The 18,662-nt window shown below is 67.2% G+C and carries 17 protein-coding genes; 10 read left to right on the forward strand and 7 right to left on the reverse strand.

The genetic code is table 11. The features are described from left to right. Window positions 1-72 precede the first annotated feature (72 nt). Genes AZSI13_RS09175 through AZSI13_RS09190 form a run of 4 tightly spaced genes read left to right on the forward strand, consistent with a single transcriptional unit; the run spans window position 73 to window position 5,952 of the window. Window positions 73-1,251, forward strand: a complete 1,179-nt coding sequence (locus tag AZSI13_RS09175; protein ID WP_109040871.1) for an efflux RND transporter periplasmic adaptor subunit — start codon at window positions 73-75, stop codon at window positions 1,249-1,251. Continuing rightward, window positions 1,251-4,340: an efflux RND transporter permease subunit gene (locus tag AZSI13_RS09180; protein WP_109040872.1), complete on the forward strand. Its 3,090-nt coding sequence runs from the start codon at window positions 1,251-1,253 to the stop codon at window positions 4,338-4,340. Before AZSI13_RS09175 ends, AZSI13_RS09180 begins: the two co-directional genes overlap by 1 nt. Further along, window positions 4,337-4,657: a DUF3240 family protein gene (locus AZSI13_RS09185; RefSeq protein WP_109040873.1), complete on the forward strand. Its 321-nt coding sequence runs from the start codon at window positions 4,337-4,339 to the stop codon at window positions 4,655-4,657. Before AZSI13_RS09180 ends, AZSI13_RS09185 begins: the two co-directional genes overlap by 4 nt. Continuing rightward, window positions 4,657-5,952 (forward strand): TolC family protein, encoded by a 1,296-nt coding sequence (locus AZSI13_RS09190; RefSeq protein WP_109040874.1) that lies wholly within the window; start codon window positions 4,657-4,659, stop codon window positions 5,950-5,952. The genes AZSI13_RS09185 and AZSI13_RS09190 overlap by 1 nt, the downstream gene beginning before the upstream one ends. A gap of 119 nt (window positions 5,953-6,071) precedes the next feature. Here AZSI13_RS09190 and AZSI13_RS09195 read toward each other — a convergent pair whose 3' ends face one another. Continuing rightward, window positions 6,072-6,539 (reverse strand): hypothetical protein, encoded by a 468-nt coding sequence (locus AZSI13_RS09195; RefSeq protein ID WP_109040875.1) that lies wholly within the window; start codon window positions 6,537-6,539, stop codon window positions 6,072-6,074. Between the two features lie 318 nt (window positions 6,540-6,857). Between AZSI13_RS09195 and AZSI13_RS09200 the strand changes: the two genes are divergently transcribed. Beyond that, entirely contained in the window at window positions 6,858-7,424 is a 567-nt protein-coding gene (locus tag AZSI13_RS09200; RefSeq protein WP_165833429.1) for a DUF922 domain-containing Zn-dependent protease, read from the forward strand. A gap of 95 nt (window positions 7,425-7,519) precedes the next feature. On the opposite strand, the gene AZSI13_RS09205 is transcribed toward AZSI13_RS09200, so the two are convergent. Both AZSI13_RS09205 and argH read right to left on the reverse strand, forming a co-directional pair. Further along, entirely contained in the window at window positions 7,520-8,812 is a 1,293-nt protein-coding gene (locus AZSI13_RS09205; protein WP_109040877.1) for a protein kinase, read from the reverse strand. Between the two features lie 95 nt (window positions 8,813-8,907). Beyond that, the gene (argH, locus tag AZSI13_RS09210) at window positions 8,908-10,293 is read right to left on the reverse strand and encodes an argininosuccinate lyase (protein WP_109040878.1); all 1,386 of its coding nucleotides are present in this window, start codon (window positions 10,291-10,293) and stop codon (window positions 8,908-8,910) included. A 170-nt stretch (window positions 10,294-10,463) separates the two neighbouring features. Here argH and AZSI13_RS09215 point away from each other — a divergent pair, with 170 nt between their 5' ends. Both AZSI13_RS09215 and AZSI13_RS09220 read left to right on the forward strand, forming a co-directional pair. Further along, window positions 10,464-11,432: a sensor histidine kinase gene (locus AZSI13_RS09215; protein WP_109040879.1), complete on the forward strand. Its 969-nt coding sequence runs from the start codon at window positions 10,464-10,466 to the stop codon at window positions 11,430-11,432. After that, a complete protein-coding gene (locus tag AZSI13_RS09220; protein ID WP_109040880.1) occupies window positions 11,429-12,211 on the forward strand; it encodes a LytTR family DNA-binding domain-containing protein in 783 nt (260 codons plus the stop codon). Before AZSI13_RS09215 ends, AZSI13_RS09220 begins: the two co-directional genes overlap by 4 nt. Before the next feature lie 24 nt (window positions 12,212-12,235). Here the strand turns inward: AZSI13_RS09220 and AZSI13_RS18190 are convergent, their stop codons facing one another. Beyond that, entirely contained in the window at window positions 12,236-12,358 is a 123-nt protein-coding gene (locus tag AZSI13_RS18190) for a hypothetical protein (protein WP_268807523.1), read from the reverse strand. 271 nt (window positions 12,359-12,629) lie between these two features. Here AZSI13_RS18190 and AZSI13_RS09225 point away from each other — a divergent pair, with 271 nt between their 5' ends. The 3 genes from AZSI13_RS09225 to AZSI13_RS09235 all read left to right on the forward strand — a co-directional run bounded on the left by AZSI13_RS09225 (window position 12,630) and on the right by AZSI13_RS09235 (window position 14,503). Continuing rightward, window positions 12,630-12,851: a hypothetical protein gene (locus AZSI13_RS09225; RefSeq protein WP_109040881.1), complete on the forward strand. Its 222-nt coding sequence runs from the start codon at window positions 12,630-12,632 to the stop codon at window positions 12,849-12,851. A 97-nt stretch (window positions 12,852-12,948) separates the two neighbouring features. Then, the gene (locus tag AZSI13_RS09230) at window positions 12,949-13,725 is read left to right on the forward strand and encodes a ferritin-like domain-containing protein (protein ID WP_109040882.1); all 777 of its coding nucleotides are present in this window, start codon (window positions 12,949-12,951) and stop codon (window positions 13,723-13,725) included. A gap of 307 nt (window positions 13,726-14,032) precedes the next feature. Beyond that, complete coding sequence (locus AZSI13_RS09235) at window positions 14,033-14,503, forward strand: cupin domain-containing protein (RefSeq protein WP_201262347.1); 471 nt, start codon at window positions 14,033-14,035, stop codon at window positions 14,501-14,503. Window positions 14,504-14,906: 403 nt separating this feature from the next. On the opposite strand, the gene AZSI13_RS09240 is transcribed toward AZSI13_RS09235, so the two are convergent. The 3 genes from AZSI13_RS09240 to aroG form a co-directional block, all read right to left on the reverse strand. Beyond that, window positions 14,907-15,806, reverse strand: a complete 900-nt coding sequence (locus tag AZSI13_RS09240) for a decaprenyl-phosphate phosphoribosyltransferase (protein WP_109040883.1) — start codon at window positions 15,804-15,806, stop codon at window positions 14,907-14,909. Continuing rightward, complete coding sequence (locus AZSI13_RS09245; RefSeq protein ID WP_109040884.1) at window positions 15,806-17,359, reverse strand: glycosyltransferase family 39 protein; 1,554 nt, start codon at window positions 17,357-17,359, stop codon at window positions 15,806-15,808. Before AZSI13_RS09245 ends, AZSI13_RS09240 begins: the two co-directional genes overlap by 1 nt. Window positions 17,360-17,530: 171 nt before the next feature. Then, complete coding sequence (gene aroG / locus AZSI13_RS09250) at window positions 17,531-18,628, reverse strand: 3-deoxy-7-phosphoheptulonate synthase AroG (protein WP_109040885.1); 1,098 nt, start codon at window positions 18,626-18,628, stop codon at window positions 17,531-17,533. Window positions 18,629-18,662: the final 34 nt, after the last annotated feature.

Consider the following 18,662-nt stretch of genomic DNA (forward strand, 5'->3'; position numbering starts at 1 on the left):
ATCGCCGCCGCCTTAAGACCCTCTTAAGATTCATCCGCTAAGGTAACGGCCAAACTGACTCAGAGTGCCGCCATGAACCGTCGCCTTTCGCCCGTTGCCGCTGCCCTTGCCCTCGCCTTCGCCGCCCTGGCCATCCCCCTATCCCTGCCCGCCCGGGCTGCCGAGCCCACGGGTTTCATTGCCCTGGCCGCTCCCCAGGCCAAGGCCCTGGGGGTGGAAACCCGGCCCCTGGCCCCGGCCGATGCGGGCAGCGCCGCCGGCCTGCCGGCCAGGGTGGTGGTGCCGGTGGAGCAGATGCGGGTGGTGGCCGCGCCCCTGGCCGGCCTGCTCACCCAGGTGGGCGCCGTGGCCGGGCAGACGGTGAAGAAGGGCCAGATGCTGGCCCGCCTGGCCAGCCCGGGCCTCTTGCAGGTGCAGCGGGACTACCTGCAGGCCAGGCAGCAGGCCGACCTGGCCCAGCGCAGCCTGGCCCGGGACGAACAGCTGTTCAAGGAAGGCATCATTGCCGAGGCCCGCTACCAGAGCAGCCGGGCCAGCCACGAACAGGCGGCGGTGGCGGCGCGGGAACTGCAGGCGGAACTGCGCATTGCCGGCGCTCCCGCCGGCGGCGGCAATCTCACCCCGGAAGTGGCAGTAAGCGCCCCCCTGGATGGCGTGGTGCTGGAAGCCAACGCCGCCGTGGGCAGCCGGGTGGAAGCGGCCACCGCCCTGTTCACCGTCGCCCAGTTGAAGCCCCTGTGGCTGGAAATTCAGGCCCCGGCGGCCCTCAGCACCGGCCTCAAGGAAGGGGCCACAGTGAAGGTGGCGGGCAGCGAGGCCAGCGGCAAGCTCATCAACGTGGGCCGCCAGATCAGCGCCGGCAGCCAGACCATCACCCTGCGGGCCCGCATGGATGGGGGTCTCGACGCCCTGCGCCCGGGTCAGATGGTGGAGGCGGCCATCGAGGTGGCGCCCTCGGCCGGCAATGACGCCAAGAACGGCAAGACCTACCGGGTGCCCCAGGCCGCCGTGGTGCGCCAGGCCGGCCAGGCCTGGGTCTTCGTGCAGACCGCCGGCGCCAAGCCCGGCTTCCAGGCCACGCCGGTGACAGTGGCGGGCAACGCCGGCAACGACGTGCTGGTGAGCGGCGCCGCCCTGGCCCCCGATGCGGTGGTGGCGGTGAAAGGTGTCAGCGCCTTGAAATCAGCCTGGAGTACGGCATCAAGCGCGGCTTCAAGCGCCACCGCTAGCGACGCCGGGAGCAGCCACTGATGTTTTCCCGCCTGGTTGAATTCTCCCTGGCCCAGCGCCTCCTGATGCTGGTGCTGACGGCCCTGCTCATCGGCGCCGGGGCCCTGGCCTTCCACAATCTGCCCATCGACGCCTTCCCCGACGTTTCCACCACCCAGGTGAAAATCATCATGAAGGCCCCGGGCATGACCCCGGAAGAGGTGGAGGCCCGCATCGTGGTGCCCATCGAGCAGGAGATGCTGGGCATCCCCAAGCAGCGCATCCTGCGCACCACCTCCAAATACGCCATTGCCGACCTCACCATCGACTTCGAGGACGGCACCGACATCTACTGGGCCCGCCAGCAGGTGGCCGAGCGCCTCGGCGGCGTCGAGCTGCCCCCCGGCGCCAGCGGCGGCCTGGCCCCCATCACCACGCCCCTCTCCGAAATGTTCATGTTCACCGTGGAAGGCCCCCTCTCCCTGGAGGAGAAGCGAACCATCCTGGACTGGACCATCCGCCCCCAGCTGCGCACCCTGCGCGGCGTCGCCGACGTGAACAGCCTGGGCGGCCACGCCAAGGCCTTCGAGGTGGTGCCCGATGCGGCGGCCCTCAACGCCCGGGGTGTCAGCCTCAATGAACTGCGCCAGGCCCTGGAAGGTAACAACCGCAACGACGGCGCCGGCCGCCTCACCGAGGGCGAGGAAACTCTGCTGGTGCGCGTCGAAGGCGCCGTGCGCAGCCTGGACGACCTGCGCGCCATCGTCATCGCCGAGCGGGGTCACAACCCGGTGCGGGTGGGCGACGTGGCCGAAGTGCGCTTTGGCGCCCTCACCCGCTACGGTGCCGTCACCAAGGACGGCCAGGGCGAGGCGGTGGAAGGCCTGGTGCTGGGCCTGCGGGGCGCCAACGCCCAACAGGTGGTGGACCAGGTGAAGGCCAAGCTGGCCGAGATCCAGGCCACCCTGCCCGAAGGCGTGAGCATCGAGCCCTTCTACGACCGGGGCCACCTGGTGGAGCGGGCCGTGGGCACCGTCTCCAAGGCCCTCATGGAAGCCATCGTCCTGGTGGTGATCCTGCTCCTGGCCTTCCTCGGCAACCTGCGGGCGGCCTTGGTGGTGTCGGTGATCCTGCCCCTCTCGGCCCTGCTCACCTTCATCCTCATGCAGTACTTCGGCCTCTCCGCCAACCTCATGAGCCTGGGCGGCCTGGCCATCGCCATCGGCATGCTGGTGGATGCGGCGGTGGTGATCGTGGAAAACGTGGAGAGCCACCTCTCCAGCCCCCATACCTCCGCCCGCCTGCCCCTGCTGCACGTCATCTACCGCTCGGTGCGGGAGGTGACGGTGCCGGTGGCCTCCGGCATCGCCATCATCGTCATCGTCTTCGTGCCCCTGCTGACCCTGGAAGGGCTGGAGGGCAAGCTCTTCATCCCAGTGGCCCTGACCATCGTCTTCGCCCTGATTTCCTCCCTGGTGCTGGCCCTCACCGTGATTCCGGCCCTGGCCTCCATGCTCATGCAGCGGGGCGGCCACCACGAGGCCTGGCTGGTGAAAAAGCTCAACGCCGCCTACGCCCCGGCCCTGGACTGGGCCCTTTCCCACACCCGCCAGGTGATCCTCGGCGCCACCGCCTTGCTGCTGCTGGCCATCGGCGCCTACACCCTGCTCGGCAAGACCTTCCTGCCCACCATGGACGAGGGCGACCTCATCATCCAGCTGGAAAAGCTGCCCTCCATCAGTCTGGAAGAGACGGTGGAGGCGGACCAGCGGGTGCAGCGGGCCATCCTGGAACGGGTGCCGGAGGTGAAGAACATCATCGCCCGGGTCGGCGCCGACGAGCTGGGCCTGGACCCCATGGGCCTCAACCAGACCGACACCTTCCTCGTCTTGAAGCCCATCAACGAATGGCGCCAGGCCGACAAGGACTGGCTGGCAGACCAGCTGCGCCAGGTCATGGAAGACTTCCCCGGCATCGCCTACACCTTCACCCAGCCCATCGACATGCGGGTTTCGGAAATGCTCACCGGCGTGCGCGGCGACATCGCCGTGAAGGTCTTCGGTAGTGACCTCAACGAACTCAACCACGCCGCCGACGAGATCGTCACCCTGCTCAAGGGCATCAAGGGCTCGGAAGACGTGTTCACCCTGAAGAACGAAGGGGTGCAGTACCTCAAGGTGGAGATCGACCGCCTCGCCGCCGGCCGCCTGGGCCTGCCCATCGAAGACGTGCAGAACGCCCTGAAAGCCCTGGTGGAAGGCCTGCCCGCCGGTCTGGTGGTGGAGCCCGGCCGGCGCACTCCGGTGATCCTGCGCGGCGGCCCGGACACCAAGACCAGCGTCGAGCGCTTTGCCGACCTGCGCCTGACCCTGCCGGGCGAGGGCGGCAGCAACACCTCTGCCCGCACCGTGCCCCTCTCCCAGGTCGCCAGGATCGAACGGGTGGAAGGGCCGGTCAAGGTGGACCGGGAAAACGCCCAGCGTTACGTGGTGATCCAGTCCAACGTGCGGGACCGGGACCTGGTGGGCTTTGTCGAGGAAGCCCAGGCCAAGGTGACCCAGCAGCTGAAACTGCCCCAGGGCTACCGCATTGTCTGGGGCGGCCAGTTCGAAAACCAGCAGCGGGCCGCCCAGCGCCTGATGCTGGTGGTGCCGGTGGCCTTGGGCCTGATCTTCATGCTGCTCTTTTCCACCTTCGGCTCCCTGCGCCAGGCCGGCCTGGTGCTGGCCATGATCCCCTTCGCCCTGGTGGGCGGCATCTTCGCCCTGCTGCTTTCCGGCCAGTATCTTTCGGTGCCCGCCTCCGTCGGCTTCATCGCCCTGCTGGGTATTGCCGTGCTCAACGGGGTGGTGATGCTCACCTACTTCAACCAGCTGCGTACCCAGGGCCTGGCCCTGGAACAGGTGGTGCGGGAAGGCGCCAAGCGGCGGCTGCGCCCGGTGCTGATGACGGCCTCCATCGCCGCCTTCGGCCTGGTGCCTCTGCTCTTCGCCACCGGCCCCGGCTCGGAGATCCAGAAGCCCCTGGCCATCGTCGTCATTGGCGGCCTGCTCAGTTCCACCCTGCTGACCCTGCTGCTGCTGCCCATCCTCTACCGCCGCTTCGGCATCGCCCCGGGAGAACGTCCATGACCCCCGCCCAACGGCCCGTGGATACCTGCCTGACCCTGGTCATCCACCCCACCCTGGAAGATCCGGTGATCGACTTCCTGCTCGACCGCGGCGACACCGTAGGCCATTTCACCTCCCGCCCGGTGGATGCCCACGGCGGCGACGTGGCCTACGGCAATGCCGCCGAACACGTGCGCGGGCGGGCTCGCCGCCTGCGCATCCAGGCCCTCATGGCCGGCCCCCACGTGCACGACCTGCTGCGGGAACTGCGGCTGCAGTTCGGCGGCGCCGACATCTACTACTGGACCGCGCCGGTCCTGCAATCCGGGAGACTGTAATGGGCGCCCTGTCGAAACTCGCTCCCCTGGCCGGTCTGACCTGGGGCCTTTCCCTCTCCCTTGCCCTGCAGGCTGCCGAACCCCCGCCCCTGGCCTACCCGGCCGACCTGCCGCCCCGGGAGGCGGCCATCACCGCCATCCGCAGCGCCCCCCAGGCCCGGGCCGCGGAATCCATGCTGGCGGCCGAAGGGGAGAACCGCAAACGCCTGGAAGCCGGCCCCTATGAATGGACCGCCCGGGTCGGCAGTCAGCGGCGCAACGTCAATGGCGTCAACGGCGCCCCCAACGAACGCTACCGGGAATGGAGCGGCGGCATCGAGCGGGGCATCCGCCTGCCCGGCAAGGCCGCCCTCGACGAGCAACTCGGCGCCAACGGCGAAACCATGGCCCAGGCCGCCCTGGGGGATGCCCTCCACGAAACCGGCCGCCTCCTGCTGCGCACCTGGTTCCTCTGGCTGCGGGAACAGGAAAATGCCGCCCAATGGCAGCGCCAGAGCGAATCCCTGGCCCGCCAGCGCCAGGTCACGGCCCGCCGCGTACAGCTGGGGGATGCCCCGCGCCTGGAACTGATGCAGGCCGAAGCCGCCGCCGCCCAGGCCCAGGCCGCCCTGGAGCAGGCCCGCCTGCGCCGGCAGGTGGCCGAAGTCGACCTGGCCGCCCGCTTCCCCGGCCTGCCCCTGCCGCGCCAGGTGGCCCCCGGCGAGCCCCAGCCCCTGGAAACCCTGGAGTGGCGCGAGCACCTGCTGGAACACAACCATGAACTGATGCTGGCCCGGGCCGAAAGCCAGCAGGCCCGGCTGGTGGCCCACCGGGCCGACGCCGACCGGCTGCCAGACCCGACCCTGGGGGTGCACATCGGCTCCGACAAGGGGGGGGAGGAGCGGCTGGCCGGCGTAAGCATTTCCATCCCCTTCTCCGGTACCCTGCGCAGCGCCACCGCCCGCCGCGATGCGGCCTACGCCAGCGCCGCCGCCAGCCGCGAGGCCGCCACCCTGGCCCGCATCAACGCCGAAGCCGCCGCCCTGCTGGCCAGCGCCCAGGCTGCCTACGAGTCCTGGCGCCTGGCCGAAGAGGCCGCCCGGCGCATCGAACAGGCCGCCACCCTGATGGCCCGGGCCTACCAGCTGGGAGAAGCCGGCATTGCCGAACTGCTCACCGCCCAGCGCCAGGCCAACGACGCCCGCCTGGCCGCCAACCAGAGCCGCCTCGACGCTCTGGAAAGCCGCTACCGGGTGTACCTGGACAGCCACGGCCTGTGGCCGGTGGATGGGGAACACGAGCACGAGGAGAAGTAAGGCTGTCCGGCCACCCCGGACGGGGCCCTGTTGCGGGAAACGGCATGAATGGGGGTTACGACCAGCACGGGTCGTTGATTCCCCCTCTGGTCTGCCCCGAACGCGATGGGGCTGACGCCCTACTTGGCGGGCGTTTTCTGGCCCAGCGCAGCAGGCAAGGTATCGCGGTAATAGACCAGGAGGCTGTCCTGCCCTCCGAGCTCGATACGCCTGGCGACCTTCTGGAAAGGCTGCAGGATGTTGACCATGTCACCGGTACGAACCTCGACATGGATGCCTTCGTCCCGGACCACCCAGGCACCACGGTAAGAGAAAACGATGCACTCCCCCAGGAAGGAACCGAAAAGGCTGACGAAGCGCTCGGTGGTCTGGGCATCCTTCTTGATGACGGCATTCTGGCGGGTGATGAAACTATCGAGGTAAGCCATCGACTCGGCGTTGCAGCCAAAATTGGCCAGGCCGCTTTGCGGGCCAAAGTTATCGACCACGAAGCGAACGCCGAGCTTGATCTGCTCCTGGGGTGACGCAGCATGGGCGCCGCAGGGAAGGAGGGCCAAAAGAATGTAGGCCAGAAGTTTGCAGCGCATGGAGGGAGTTCTCGGCAATCGGTGAGATAGGTTCAAACAACGGTTGAAACGATAGGGCAACGGCCGCCTCAGCGGCCGCATACCGGCCACATCTCGGCCCCTCGGCAACCGGGCGAAAGACGTTTGCGGGTGGCGTGGGGTAGCGCAACGACAGATCATGGGTAATACCCCATGACTTACTCCCGGACTCGCCACCAGCACTCATCAGGCAGCGATAGTAGCCCGCGGCGTCGCCCCATGGACAGTCTTCCCCGAGGGGCCGTAAGCTGGCCACTTCCACTTGGTCCATTTCTTCCCGAGGGAGAGTCGATGCGAGGCTTGCTGCCATATGTTCTGCCATTTGCGCTCCCCACGCTGTGCTGTGCGCCGGCCCGGGCCGAGGTCAGCGAACAGCTGAGCTACCAGCATTACGCCGTGGCCCATCGGCCCGGCCAGAGCCTGCTGGCGGCCATCAACGGGGCGACGACGATCCGCCAGAACGGTGAAGTCTTCCATGGCCACACACGCTGGAATGTGCGCTGGGATTACCGCTGGCGCTTCGATACCCAGGGCCGCTGCACCATCACCTCCGTCAACACCCGTCTGGAATCAGTCATCACCCTGCCCCGCCTGAGCACCGCCGATCCCCAGGTCGAGCGCCAGTTCGCCGCCTATCTGGAACCCCTGCGCCGCCATGAGCTGGGCCATGTGCAGGTGGGGCGCAACGCAGCCCGCCGCATCGACCAGGCCATTCAGAACCTGCCCACCATGAGCAGCTGCGAACTGCTGTCGGCCACGGCCAACCAACGGGGCTCGGCCCTGATCGAAGAGGCGAAGCGGGAGGAGTTGCAGTACGACCAGGAAACGGGCCACGGCCGCACCCAGGGCGCCTGGCTACCGCGCTAGGAATGGCGGCAGAGCCAGCGGCAGCCGCAGCCCCCCCAGGCAGGCATGACAGGGAACGGCCCGGCGGGCCGTGGACGCACCAACCGCGCCGGGGCCTAGAAGGCCGCCAGACGGGCGTTGGCGAGGGAAAGGCGGCCCGCCAGCACTTCCAGGAAGGACTGGTAGAAGTGCATGCGGCAGGTTTCGGAGGCCTTCTGCAGGGCTTCGCCCTTGACGGTGACGATCTTGGCGCTGGTCAGGGCGATGACGTCGGCGCCCCGGGTCTTGTTGCCGCCGGCGATGACGGCCATCTCGCCGAAGCAGTCGCCGGCGGTGAGCAGGTTGAGGATTTTGCCGCCCTTGGTCACTTTCAGTTCGCCTTCGGCGAGGAAGCAGAAGAAATCCCCCGGTTCCCCATCGCGCATGACCACGTCGCCGGGGGTGACCCGATCCCAGCGGGAGAAGCGCAGCACCTCCCAGATTTCCACGTCGGAGAAGCCGGCGAAGAAGGGCAGCACGCGCAGGGTGTCGAATTTCTCGGTCTCGGCAAACTCGTTCTGCCGGGCCTGCAACTGCTTGTTGCGCACGGCCTGGGCGAGGTCGTGGGCGAAGGATTCCCAGTCCGGGTAGCGGTCATCCAGGTCCTTGGCCATGGCCTTCAGGACGATGGCCTCGAGGGCGGCAGGAATGCCCGGCCGCAGCTGGCTGGGGGGCGTCGGCGCCAGATTGATGATCTGGTACACCATGTTGTAGTTGTTGCTGGCCTGGAAGGGCAGCTGGCCGGTGAGCAGCTGGTACATCACCACGCCGAGGGAATAAATGTCGGTGCGGTGGTCCAGGGGCTGTTCCTTGACCTGCTGGGGCGACATGTAGGCGGGGGAGCCAATACCGGATACCTGGGTGCGGTCCGCCCCGGCGGTGAGGGCGGCGCCGAAGTCGGAAATCTTGATGTCGCCGGAAAAGCCGCCCGCCCCGGATTCGGCCAGGAGAATGTTGGCGGGCTTGATGTCCCGGTGGGTGATGCCCAGACGGAAGGCGAAATCCAGGGCCCGGGTGCATTTGAAGACGATTTCCACCACCCGCTCCACGGGCAGCAGGCGGGCCGGATCGCAGAAATCCTCCAGGGTGCCGCCGGAGACGTACTCCATGACGATGTAGGCCTGGGATTCATCCACCACCGCATCGAAAATCTGCACGATGTGGGGATGGTTGAGCTTGCCGGCGAGGGAGGCTTCGTTGAGGAAGAGGTGGGAGTAGAGCTTGCCCCGTTCGGGGTCTTTGAGAACTTCGGGGAAGGCCAGCTTGATGGCCACCTGGCGCCCGGCAAAGGAGTCGTGGCCGAGGTACACCGTGCTGGTGGCCCCCCGGCCCAGTTCCCGGATCACGTCGTACTTGCCGATCTTTTCCATGGGACTCTCCGCCTGCAGTTTTTGTCGGGCGCCGGCCCGGCCTCTCCCGGCCGGGAGAGGCGTTATGGCATTGCTACAGCTTACACCCGGCCGATTTACAGCCGATTCTTGGCCCGGGCGATGGCGGCCTTGACCTGTTCGGGGGCGGTGCCGCCGATGTGGTTGCGGGCGGCCAGGGAGCCCTCGATGGTCAGGCAGGTGGCCACGTCGCTCTGCACCAGGGGAGAGAAAGCCTGCAGCTCGGCCAGGGTGAGGTCGGCCAGATCCTTGCCCTGGGTCTCGGCGGCCTTGACGGCGGCGCCGACGACTTCGTGGGCTTCGCGGAAGGGCAGGCCCTTCTTCACCAGGTAATCGGCCAGGTCGGTGGCGGTGGCGAAACCTTCGGCCAGGGCGCCGCGCATGCGCTCGGGCCGGGCCTCGATGCCGCCCATCATGTCGGCGAAGATGCGCAGGGTGTCGATGACCGTGTCGGCGGTGTCGAACAGGGGTTCCTTGTCTTCCTGGTTATCCTTGTTGTAGGCCAGGGGCTGGCCCTTCATCAGGGTCAGCATGGAGACCAGGCTGCCGTTCACCCGGCCGGTCTTGCCCCGGGCCAGCTCCGGCACGTCCGGGTTCTTCTTCTGGGGCATGATGGAAGAGCCGGTGCAGAAGCGGTCGGCGATCTTGACGTAGCCGAAGCGGGGGTTCATCCACAGCACCAGTTCTTCCGAGAGGCGGGAGAAGTGGGTCATCAGCAGGGAGGACGCGGCGCAGAATTCGATGCCGAAATCCCGGTCGGAAACCGCATCCAGGGAGTTTTCGCAGACGCCGTCGAAGCCCAGCTGGGCGGCCACGTATTCCCGGTCGATGGGGTAGGTGGTGCCGGCCAGGGCGGCGGCACCCAGGGGCAGGCGGTTCACCCGCTTGCGGCAGTCGAGGAAGCGTTCCTTGTCCCGCTGGGTCATCTCGAAGTAGGCCAGCAGGTGGTGGCCGAAGGTGACGGGCTGGGCCACCTGCAGGTGGGTGGAGCCGGGCATGGGGGTGGCGGCTTCCTTCTCGGCCAGGACGAGCAGGGCGGCCTGGAAAGCCTTGATCAGTTCAACGATGGTGTCGATGGTGTCGCGCAGCCAGAGGCGGATGTCGGTGGCCACCTGGTCATTGCGGGAGCGGCCGGTGTGCAGGCGCTTGCCGGCGTCGCCCACCAGGGTGGTGAGGCGCTTTTCGATGTTGAGGTGTACGTCCTCCAGGTCCAGGGACCATTCGAACTTGCCGGATTCGATCTCCTCGACGATCTGGGCCATGCCCTTCTCGATGTCGGCCAGGTCGGCGGCGGCGATGATGCCCTGCTTGGCCAGCATCTTGGCGTGGGCCAGGGAGCCGTTGATGTCCTGGCGCCACAGGCGCTGGTCGAAATCCACGGAAGCGGTGTAACGCTTGACCAGATCGGACATGGGTTCGGAGAAACGGCCAGCCCAGGTGTAGGAGGAGTTCTGTTGGGTCATGATATGTGGGAAACTTGATGCGAAAGTGATGCAGACCGGGGGAAAAATCCATTTTTCTGCCGATTTGCCGGAAAAGTCGCTGAAAACTGCATGGAAAGCGCCCTAAGTTGGCAAGTATAAAGCAAAACCCTGCCGCCCATCCCCTGCCGGATTGCCGCAATCTGGGGGTCATGCTGCGCCTGTTGCTGGGGGCCAACCTGCTGCTGGCCGGCGGCGCCCTGCTGCTTGCCCCCCGCCTGGGGGAATGGCCAAGCCAGTTTGTCGAACTGGCAGCGTGGACCGAGCCGGTGCTCTTTGCCACCCTCGGCTTCCTGGCCCTGGCCCGCAACTGGCTGTGGCACCTGCGGCCCCTCACCGGCCAGGCGCTGGTGCTGGGGCTGGTGGCGGCAGAAGCCCTGCTCCTCTTCGATTTCTGGCATTTCATGGGGCTCACCGAAGGGGGCTGGGGTCCGGCCCTACGGGTTGCCCTGCTGGCAGTGGCCCTGACCCTGCCCCTGCTGCTCTACTTCAGCCTGCGGGCAAGGGCCTTCTCCCCCGCCGTGGCCGAGGCCCGGTTGCAGGCCCTGACCGCCCGCATTCGCCCCCACTTCCTCTTCAACAGCCTCAACGCCGTGCTTTCCCTCATCCGCCAGGACCCGCGGCGGGCGGAGACGGCCCTGGAGGAACTGGCCGACCTCTTCCGCGCCCTGATGCGGGACGCCCGGGACCTCTCGCCCCTGTCCACCGAAATCGCCCTCTGCCGCCAGTACCTGGGCCTGGAAAAACTGCGTCTGGGCGAACGGCTGAAAGTGGAATGGGCCGTGGCCGACGTGCCGGACGATGCCCTGGTGCCCCCCCTCATGCTCCAGCCTTTGCTGGAGAACGCCGTCTACCACGGCATTGAACCCGGCGATGGCCCGGGCTGCCTGCGCATCGCCATCGCCCGCCACTCCGCCGGCCCGGGCGGCGCCATCACCATCGAACTGACCAACCCCAGCCCCCAAGGCCAGAGCCACCATACCGGCAACCGCATGGCCCTGGCCAACATCCGGGAGCGGCTGGATCTCTACTACGACCTGGAAGCCAAGCTGGAAAGCAGCGACAGCCAGGGCACCTACCGGGTGCGCATCACCCTCCCCCTCCGGAGACAGACCCCATGACCGACGCCCTCCCCGCCCTCACCCTGCTGCTGGTGGACGACGAGGCCCCGGCCCGGGCCCGCATCAAGGAGCTGCTGCAGGACATCGCCGCGGAACTGCCCACCCGGGTAGTGGGCGAGGCCGCCGATGGCGAAGAGGCCCTGGCCCTGATCCAGCACCTGCGGCCGGACGTGGCCCTGGTGGACATCCGCATGCCGAAGATGGACGGCCTGGAACTGGCCCGCCACCTGGCCGGCCTGCCCCAGCCGCCAGCCCTGATTTTCGCCACCGCCTACGACACCCACGCCGTCCAGGCCTTCGACCTCAATGCGGTGGACTACCTGCTCAAGCCGGTGCGCGCCGCCCGCCTCCAGGCCGCCCTGGAAAAGGCCCGCCTGGTGGGGCCGCTGACCACCGAACGCCTCACCAAGCTACGCCAGGACGCCGGCCAGGGGCCGCGCCGCCACTTCTCCTGCCACGAGCGCGGGCGCATCCTCCTGGTGCCGGTGCAGGAGGTGCTCTACCTCAAGGCCGATCTCAAATACGTCACCGCCCGCACCCGGGAACGGGAATACCTGCTGGACGAGGCCCTCACCCATCTGGAGCAGGAATTCGCCGAGCGCTTCATCCGCCTGCACCGTAGCGTGCTGGTGGCCAAGGATGCCCTGTCCGGCTTCGAGCGGGGCCAGGGCGACGGGGAAGACGGCGGCGAACACTGGCTGGCCCTGCTCAAGGAGGTGCCGGAAAAGCTGCCGGTGAGCCGCCGCCAGTGGAGCCACGTCAAGCAGTACGCCAAGTAGGCCGCCACGCCCGGCAGCCGCCGCTCAAACCGCGTAGACCACCACTCCGGCACACAGCATGACCAGCCCCAGCAGTGCCGCCAGCGTATTCCTGGCGCCGTGCTCCAGAACTCGCAAGCTCCGTTCGATGTCCTCGCGCTTCATCATGGCATCTCCGTTCATGGCGCTTCTCCCCAAGTGGTTGCGTAGGCCTTAAGGGTTCAGCAAGGGATATGCCAGGGGAAAGCCACCGTTGCCACCCGCCCGCCGAGCGGCAGAAAAGCTGGTCGGACGGGCCTTTCCGCCTTACGACCTCGGTGCCCAACTCCTTGGGACTGGCACCGCGGCACGCACCACGAAAGACGCCTGCGCCAATCCATGCACAATCGGCGGGCATGGGCAGTCCCTGCACCAGCCCCCACATTCAGGAATACGAGCGATGCAAAAGTATCTGAGCAACCGCTGGTTCAAGATCGGCTTCTGGACGTTCATCCTGGGAGGCGCCCCACTCTGGGGTATCGTCCTCCTCGCCGCCATCGGCCTCTGGCCCGACCCGAACCCCAACCCGGTAGGCCCCGGCCTGCTCTTCTTCCTCACCGCCTGGCCCGGCCTCATCTGCATGGCCATTGGCGCCGGCCAGGTACTCAGCCGGAGAGATTGATCCGGCCACGACGAGAAACGTTGCTGGCAAACGACCGCGCCAACGCTCCCGCCCAGCTGGTCGCCCAACCCCCTCCCTTATTTTCACTACCCGCCCCATGCTCCGCCGCCAAGCCCTCGCCGCCCTGCTCATCGATACCATCCCCGCCAAGGTAGCGGCGGTGGAAGCCCTGGACCCGAACGCACCCATCGACACCGCCGCGGTGCTAACCCCCCAGGGCATCATTCCCGGCCGGGAAGCGCGGCCCGTGCTGGTGCCGCCCAGCGAGGTGCCCCGGCGCAGCCTGCACACCGCCGAGGGCCGGGCCGCCCTGCTCCACGCCATTGCCCACATCGAGTTCAACGCCATCGACCTGGCTCTGGACATCGTCTGGCGCTTCCCCAATCTGCCGGAGGACTTCTACCGCGACTGGCTGCGCATCGCCCGGGAAGAGGCCTACCACTTCACCCTGGTCAACGACCACCTGCGCACCCTGGGCTACACCTACGGCGACTTTCCCGCCCACCGCGGGCTGTGGGACATGGCGGAGAAAACGGCGGACGACGTGCTGGCCCGCCTCGCCCTGGTACCCCGGGCCATGGAAGCCCGGGGGCTGGACGTGAACCGGGGCATCCACGACAAGCTGGTCCAGGCTGGCGAAACTGCCGCCGGGCCGATTCTCGACATCATCCTGCGGGATGAAATCGGCCACGTGGCCGCGGGCAACCGCTGGTATCGCCACGTCTGCCAGCAACGGGGCCTGGCGCCTTTGGCCGCGGAGGCCGACCTGGCCGCCCGCTACGGCGCTCCCCGCCAGCGCGGCCCCTTCAACCTCGAAGCCCGGCAAGCCGCAGGCTTCGACGCCACCGAACTGGCCGCCCTGGCGGCACGCTAAGGGTTTGGGGTGGATAGGGGAAGAGACGCTTTCTGAAAACCATGGAAACATGGATGCCCGGAGAGGCAATAGGGGTGGGGGTCTCGCTCACGTTGCCGCGGAGAGGCAAGCGGGATACGGTGTTCCACGGATAGCCGCGTGGGTATTGGGCTTGCGGGCTATTTCTTGGATTTTTCAGGGGCGGCGAGGTGTTTTTCCGCCAGGCGGCTCCCCACGCGACTCGCCTCCAGCAGAGGCAGGGGAAACTCGGTCACATTCCGCACCGTGATACCCTTTTGGCATTCCCGATATGCCAGAGGAGCAGCGTATGCCCATCAACATGATGGCCGGCCGGAACTGTAGAAAATTCCGTCATTTCACTCAGCGCCTGACGGCCGGCATCTTGCTGCTGGCGTCACTCACTACCACTGCGCTAGCGCATGACCAAGGCTACTACCCCGTGCAGGAATTGCTGGTCACGGGCAAGACCGTTGTCGGCGAAAACATTCAATATCCCACCACCGGCGCCCCCAAGATCACCGTTGCCGTAGTGACGGTTGCCCCCGGCACTTCCGCTGCCTTTCATCGCCACCCGGTACCGCTGGTTGCCTATATTCTGGAAGGCGAACTTACCGTCGATTACGGCGACAAGGGATTGAAAACATTTCGCCAGGGCGATGCATTGGTCGAGGCAATGAATGTGCCGCACCGCGGCGTAAATATGGGCACCAATATCGTCAAGCTACTGGCCGTGTATGTCGGCGCCGAAGGCTCGGCGAATACAGCTATGGAGAAGTAGCCGGGGTACCTCTGGCCATCCGGCCGAAATCGACTCAAGGGGGTTGGCACAACGAAGACCGTGAAATGGCTGTTCGCCGGGATCGCCCAGCCATTTGCAGTCAAACGCCCACTCGCCCCATCCCCCCTGTTTGGCGCAGGGCCGGGGGTGAGGGTCGCTTTCTTGTTGCTTACTTATTCTTGGCGATTCAAGAATAAGTAAGCCGCCGGGCAACGGCNAAACACAGCTGCCAATCCACAGACCACGCCAAACCACACCCAAGCAATCCCTGAACGCCCCCCAAAAAACACCCCGCAAACGCAACAAGGGCGCGGACCTTCTTCAGGCCCCGCGCCCTTGCTTGTTCTCCACGGCAACGGGGGCGAACTCCGCACCCCGCTTGCCTCTCCAGGCCATCAATACCTCATAGCACCAGCAATACCGTCACAAACCAGCCGAGGAAGGCGGCGATGAGGTGAGGGTCGGCCAGCAGGTCGGCTGCCGGGTCGCCGCCGCCACCCCGCCGGTGCAGGCGGAAGAGGTAGCGGCAGATGCCGTACACCACGAAGGGCACGGTGGCGATGAGCCACTGGCTGCCGTGCACCGCCACGGTTTCGGGGGCTACGGTGTAGAGGCTGTAGGTGACGATGGTGCCGGCGGCGCAAAGGGTGATGAACTGGTCCAGCAGCACCGGGTCGTAGTCGTCCAGCACCTTGCGGTGGCTGCCAGCGTCGTCTTCCAGGGTTTTCAGCTCGGCGCGGCGCTTGGCGAAGCCGAGGAAGAGGGTGAGCAGCAGGCCGCAGACCAGCAGCCAGTGGGAGGGGGCGATGCCGACGCCGAGGGTGCCGGCGAGGATGCGCAGCATGAAGCCGGCGGCGATGATGAAGACGTCGAGCACCACCACGTGCTTGAGGCCCATGGAGTAGGCCACGTTCATGGCGCCGTAGAGGGCCACCAGCACCAGCACGGTAAGGGAAACGCTGTAGGCCAGCATGAGGGCGCCGAAGAGGCAGGCACCGGCCAGCAGCAGGGCGGCGGTGACGTTCACCGTGCCGGCGGCCAGGGGGCGGTGGCGCTTCTTCGGGTGCAGGCGGTCCTTTTCCCGGTCCGCCAGGTCGTTCACCACGTAGATGCTGGAAGCGGCCAGGGAGAAGGCCAGGGCCGCGAGGACCACGGCCTGCAGCAGATCGCCGTTGCCCACGGCTTCGCCGAAGATGAGGCCGACAAAGACGAAGCCGTTTTTCACCCACTGGTGCGGGCGCAGCAGCTTGAGGTAGGGCCAGAGGCCGCCCCGGGGCGGCCGGGCGGGGGCGCTTCCGCCCATCAGCGGCAGACCTCGCCGGGGAAGTAGCGGTCGCAGAAGTAGCAATCCGTCATGGGCAGGAAGCCGGGGATGCGGTAGTAGCGGTTCTTCACTTCCCGCAGCACCCGCTCCCGGTAGGTGCGGAAATCGAAGCCGCGGCCCAGCACCTGGTAGAAGGTCACCCCTTCCACCTGGAAGGCCAGGGTCTGCACCTCGCGGAAATAGGGAGCGTATTCGCCGGGCTGGGGCTCGGTCTTGCGCAGCACCAGGATGTTCTTGCCATCCAGCTCGCGGAAGTCGGTGAGGATGTCGTCGTGCCGGGCATGGGAGGAAGCCACGCCGAAGACGATGAAGTAGCGCCGGGCGTTGTAGCCCAGGGTCACCGCATTGGAATAGCCGTCGGAGGCGAAGACGTAATCGTTGGCGTAGGGTTCCAGGCGCTCCAGCAGTTGCTGGGTGCGGAAGGTGAGGACGATGCCGCGGTGGAAGCTGGTGCTCTCCCAGGCCGACAGGGGCACGAAGTTGAGCCCCAGCAGCAACACCACATGGACCGCCGCAAAGCCTCCCAGCCACAGCGCCAGCCGGCGCAGGGCGGTCATCGGCAACACCGAGGCGGCGAGGATGCAGAGCAGGGTGATGAAGGACAGCAGCCAGTGCAGGCCGATCTTCTTGGCCAGGGCCAGGGCGGCAAACAGGCCCAGGGGCACGGCGGCCAGCCAAAAGGCGGTGCGAGCCAGGCCCGGCTGGGCCACGGCCTGCTTCACCTCGTCGCGGAACTTCCACAGGGCGACGAAGAGGAAGGGGGTGGCCACATAGCCCAGGGTCACCACATAGAGGAAGGGATTGGCCCAGGACTTGCCCCAACCGGAACTCTCGTGCCGGTTGTAGAGGTTGAACATGATGTTGGCCCAGCAGTTGGCGCAGTTCCACCAGATGTTGAGGGCCGGCCCCAGCAGGGCCACGGTGACGAACAGGGCGAACTCGGCGAAGCGCCGCCAGCCTTCTTCCCGCCGCGCCACAACGACGTGCACCAGGAAGGCGACGCCCAGCAGCACCGAGAAATACTTGGAAAGGAAGGCCAGCCCCAGCATCAGCCCGGCCAAGGCATGGAAGGCCCAGCGCTGCCAGCCCTGACGCTCCAGGGCCACCACGTAGGCGGCCACGGAAAGCAGGGAGAAAAAGACCAGGGGGGTGTCGGTGGTGATGAAGACGTTCCACACCGAGGTGGGCAGCAACAGCACCAGCAGTGCCGTCAGCCAGCCCCGCTCCTCGGCGAAGGCAATGCCGGAGCGGCGCACCAGCCAGCCGGAAAGACCGGCCAGGACGAAGGGCAACAGCAAGGCCGGCAGGCGCACCACCCACTCGGCCCAGGAAATGGCCATGAGGGGCGCCAGCCACCAGCCCACCATGGGCGGGTGGTCATAGAAGCCCCAGGTGGGCTTCCAGCCCCAGAAGGCGAAGTAGGCTTCATCGCCGGTGATCGGTGTAACCGCCGCCAGCCAGATGCGGAAGAGCAGCAGCACCGCCGCCACCCCCAGCACCAGGCGGGGCATGGGCAGGCGATCCAGGGCCAAGGCCTGACGCCAGGCTTGCCGGAACGCGCGGGATGCAGCACCCGCCGGCGGGATGGCCGGGGCCGGGGCCGGGCTAACAGGCGCGGCAGCCGTCTCCGGCGCCCCGGCGGGCGACGGTGCGGCGACAGGCTCGGAGGGGGGAAGGGAGTTTTCCGCCAAGGCGAGAGGCCCTTATTCCGCCGCTTCCACCAGGCGGCGCTCGCGCACGGCCCGGGCCAGGATATCCAGCACCCGCACCGAATCTTCCCAGCCGATGCAGGCGTCGGTGACGCTCTTGCCGTATTCCAGGGGCTTGTCCGGGGTGATGTCCTGGCGGCCTTCCACCAGGTGGGATTCGATCATCACACCCATGATGCGGTCTTCACCGGCGGTCAGCTGGGTGGCCACGTCCTTGGCCACATCCACCTGGCGCTCGTACTTCTTGCTGCTGTTGGCGTGGGAAAAATCCACCATCAGGCGGGCGGCCAGGCCGGCGGCGGCGATGTCCTTGCAGGCGGCATCCACGCTGGCGGCATCGTAGTTGGGGGCCTTGCCACCGCGCAGGATGACGTGGCAGTCCTCATTGCCGGCGGTGGAGACGATGGCCGAATGGCCACCCTTGGTCACCGAGAGGAAGTGGTGGGGGGCGGAGGCGGAACGGATGGCGTCCACGGCAATGCGCACATTGCCGTCGGTGCCGTTCTTGAAGCCCACCGGGCAGGAGAGGCCGGAGGCCAACTCGCGGTGCACCTGGGATTCGGTGGTGCGGGCGCCGATGGCGCCCCAGGCGATCAGGTCGGCCGTGTATTGGGGGCTGATGGTGTCGAGGAACTCGGTGGCGCAGGAGAGGCCCGTCTCGTTCACATCCAGCAGGATCTTGCGGGCCAGGCGCAGGCCTTCGTTGATGCGGAAGGAGCCGTCCATGCGCGGGTCGTTGATGAGGCCCTTCCAGCCCACGGTGGTGCGGGGCTTTTCAAAGTAGACGCGCATCACCACCAGCAGGTCTTCCTTCAGGCGCTCGGCTTCCTTCTCCAGGCGCTGGGCGTATTCCATGGCGGCTTCGTAGTCATGGATGGAGCAAGGGCCGATCACCACCAGCAGCCGGTCGTCGGCGCCGTGGAGAATGCGGTGGATGCCCTGGCGGGCGTTGTAGGTGGTCTGGGCGGCCCGGTTGCTCACGGGATACTCGCGGAAGACGTGGGCGGGCGGCACCAGCTCCTTGATCTCGCGAATACGCACGTCATCGGTGACGGGCTTGGTGGCATGGGAAGCGATTTTCTGGGACGTCATGACGCAGACCTCGGAACGGCAGCACCCACCGGGG

Source organism: Azospira sp. I13 (assembly GCF_003112695.1).
Lineage (GTDB): Bacteria > Pseudomonadota > Gammaproteobacteria > Burkholderiales > Rhodocyclaceae > Azospira.

Excerpts from the sequence above, each read along its gene's own strand:
- AZSI13_RS09175 (WP_109040871.1), top strand. The coding sequence starts at position 73 with ATGAACCGTCGCCTTTCGCCCGTTGCCGCTGCCCTTGCCCTCGCCTTC.
- AZSI13_RS09180 (WP_109040872.1), top strand. The coding sequence starts at position 1,251 with ATGTTTTCCCGCCTGGTTGAATTCTCCCTGGCCCAGCGCCTCCTGATG.
- AZSI13_RS09185 (WP_109040873.1), top strand. The coding sequence starts at position 4,337 with ATGACCCCCGCCCAACGGCCCGTGGATACCTGCCTGACCCTGGTCATC.
- AZSI13_RS09190 (WP_109040874.1), top strand. The coding sequence starts at position 4,657 with ATGGGCGCCCTGTCGAAACTCGCTCCCCTGGCCGGTCTGACCTGGGGC.
- AZSI13_RS09195 (WP_109040875.1), bottom strand. The coding sequence starts at position 6,539 with ATGCGCTGCAAACTTCTGGCCTACATTCTTTTGGCCCTCCTTCCCTGC.
- AZSI13_RS09205 (WP_109040877.1), bottom strand. The coding sequence starts at position 8,812 with ATGGAAAAGATCGGCAAGTACGACGTGATCCGGGAACTGGGCCGGGGG.
- argH (WP_109040878.1), bottom strand. The coding sequence starts at position 10,293 with ATGACCCAACAGAACTCCTCCTACACCTGGGCTGGCCGTTTCTCCGAA.
- AZSI13_RS09215 (WP_109040879.1), top strand. The coding sequence starts at position 10,464 with ATGCTGCGCCTGTTGCTGGGGGCCAACCTGCTGCTGGCCGGCGGCGCC.
- AZSI13_RS09220 (WP_109040880.1), top strand. The coding sequence starts at position 11,429 with ATGACCGACGCCCTCCCCGCCCTCACCCTGCTGCTGGTGGACGACGAG.
- AZSI13_RS18190 (WP_268807523.1), bottom strand. The coding sequence starts at position 12,358 with ATGATGAAGCGCGAGGACATCGAACGGAGCTTGCGAGTTCTGGAGCAC.
- AZSI13_RS09225 (WP_109040881.1), top strand. The coding sequence starts at position 12,630 with ATGCAAAAGTATCTGAGCAACCGCTGGTTCAAGATCGGCTTCTGGACG.
- AZSI13_RS09230 (WP_109040882.1), top strand. The coding sequence starts at position 12,949 with ATGCTCCGCCGCCAAGCCCTCGCCGCCCTGCTCATCGATACCATCCCC.
- AZSI13_RS09235 (WP_201262347.1), top strand. The coding sequence starts at position 14,033 with ATGCCCATCAACATGATGGCCGGCCGGAACTGTAGAAAATTCCGTCAT.
- AZSI13_RS09240 (WP_109040883.1), bottom strand. The coding sequence starts at position 15,806 with ATGGGCGGAAGCGCCCCCGCCCGGCCGCCCCGGGGCGGCCTCTGGCCC.
- aroG (WP_109040885.1), bottom strand. The coding sequence starts at position 18,628 with ATGACGTCCCAGAAAATCGCTTCCCATGCCACCAAGCCCGTCACCGAT.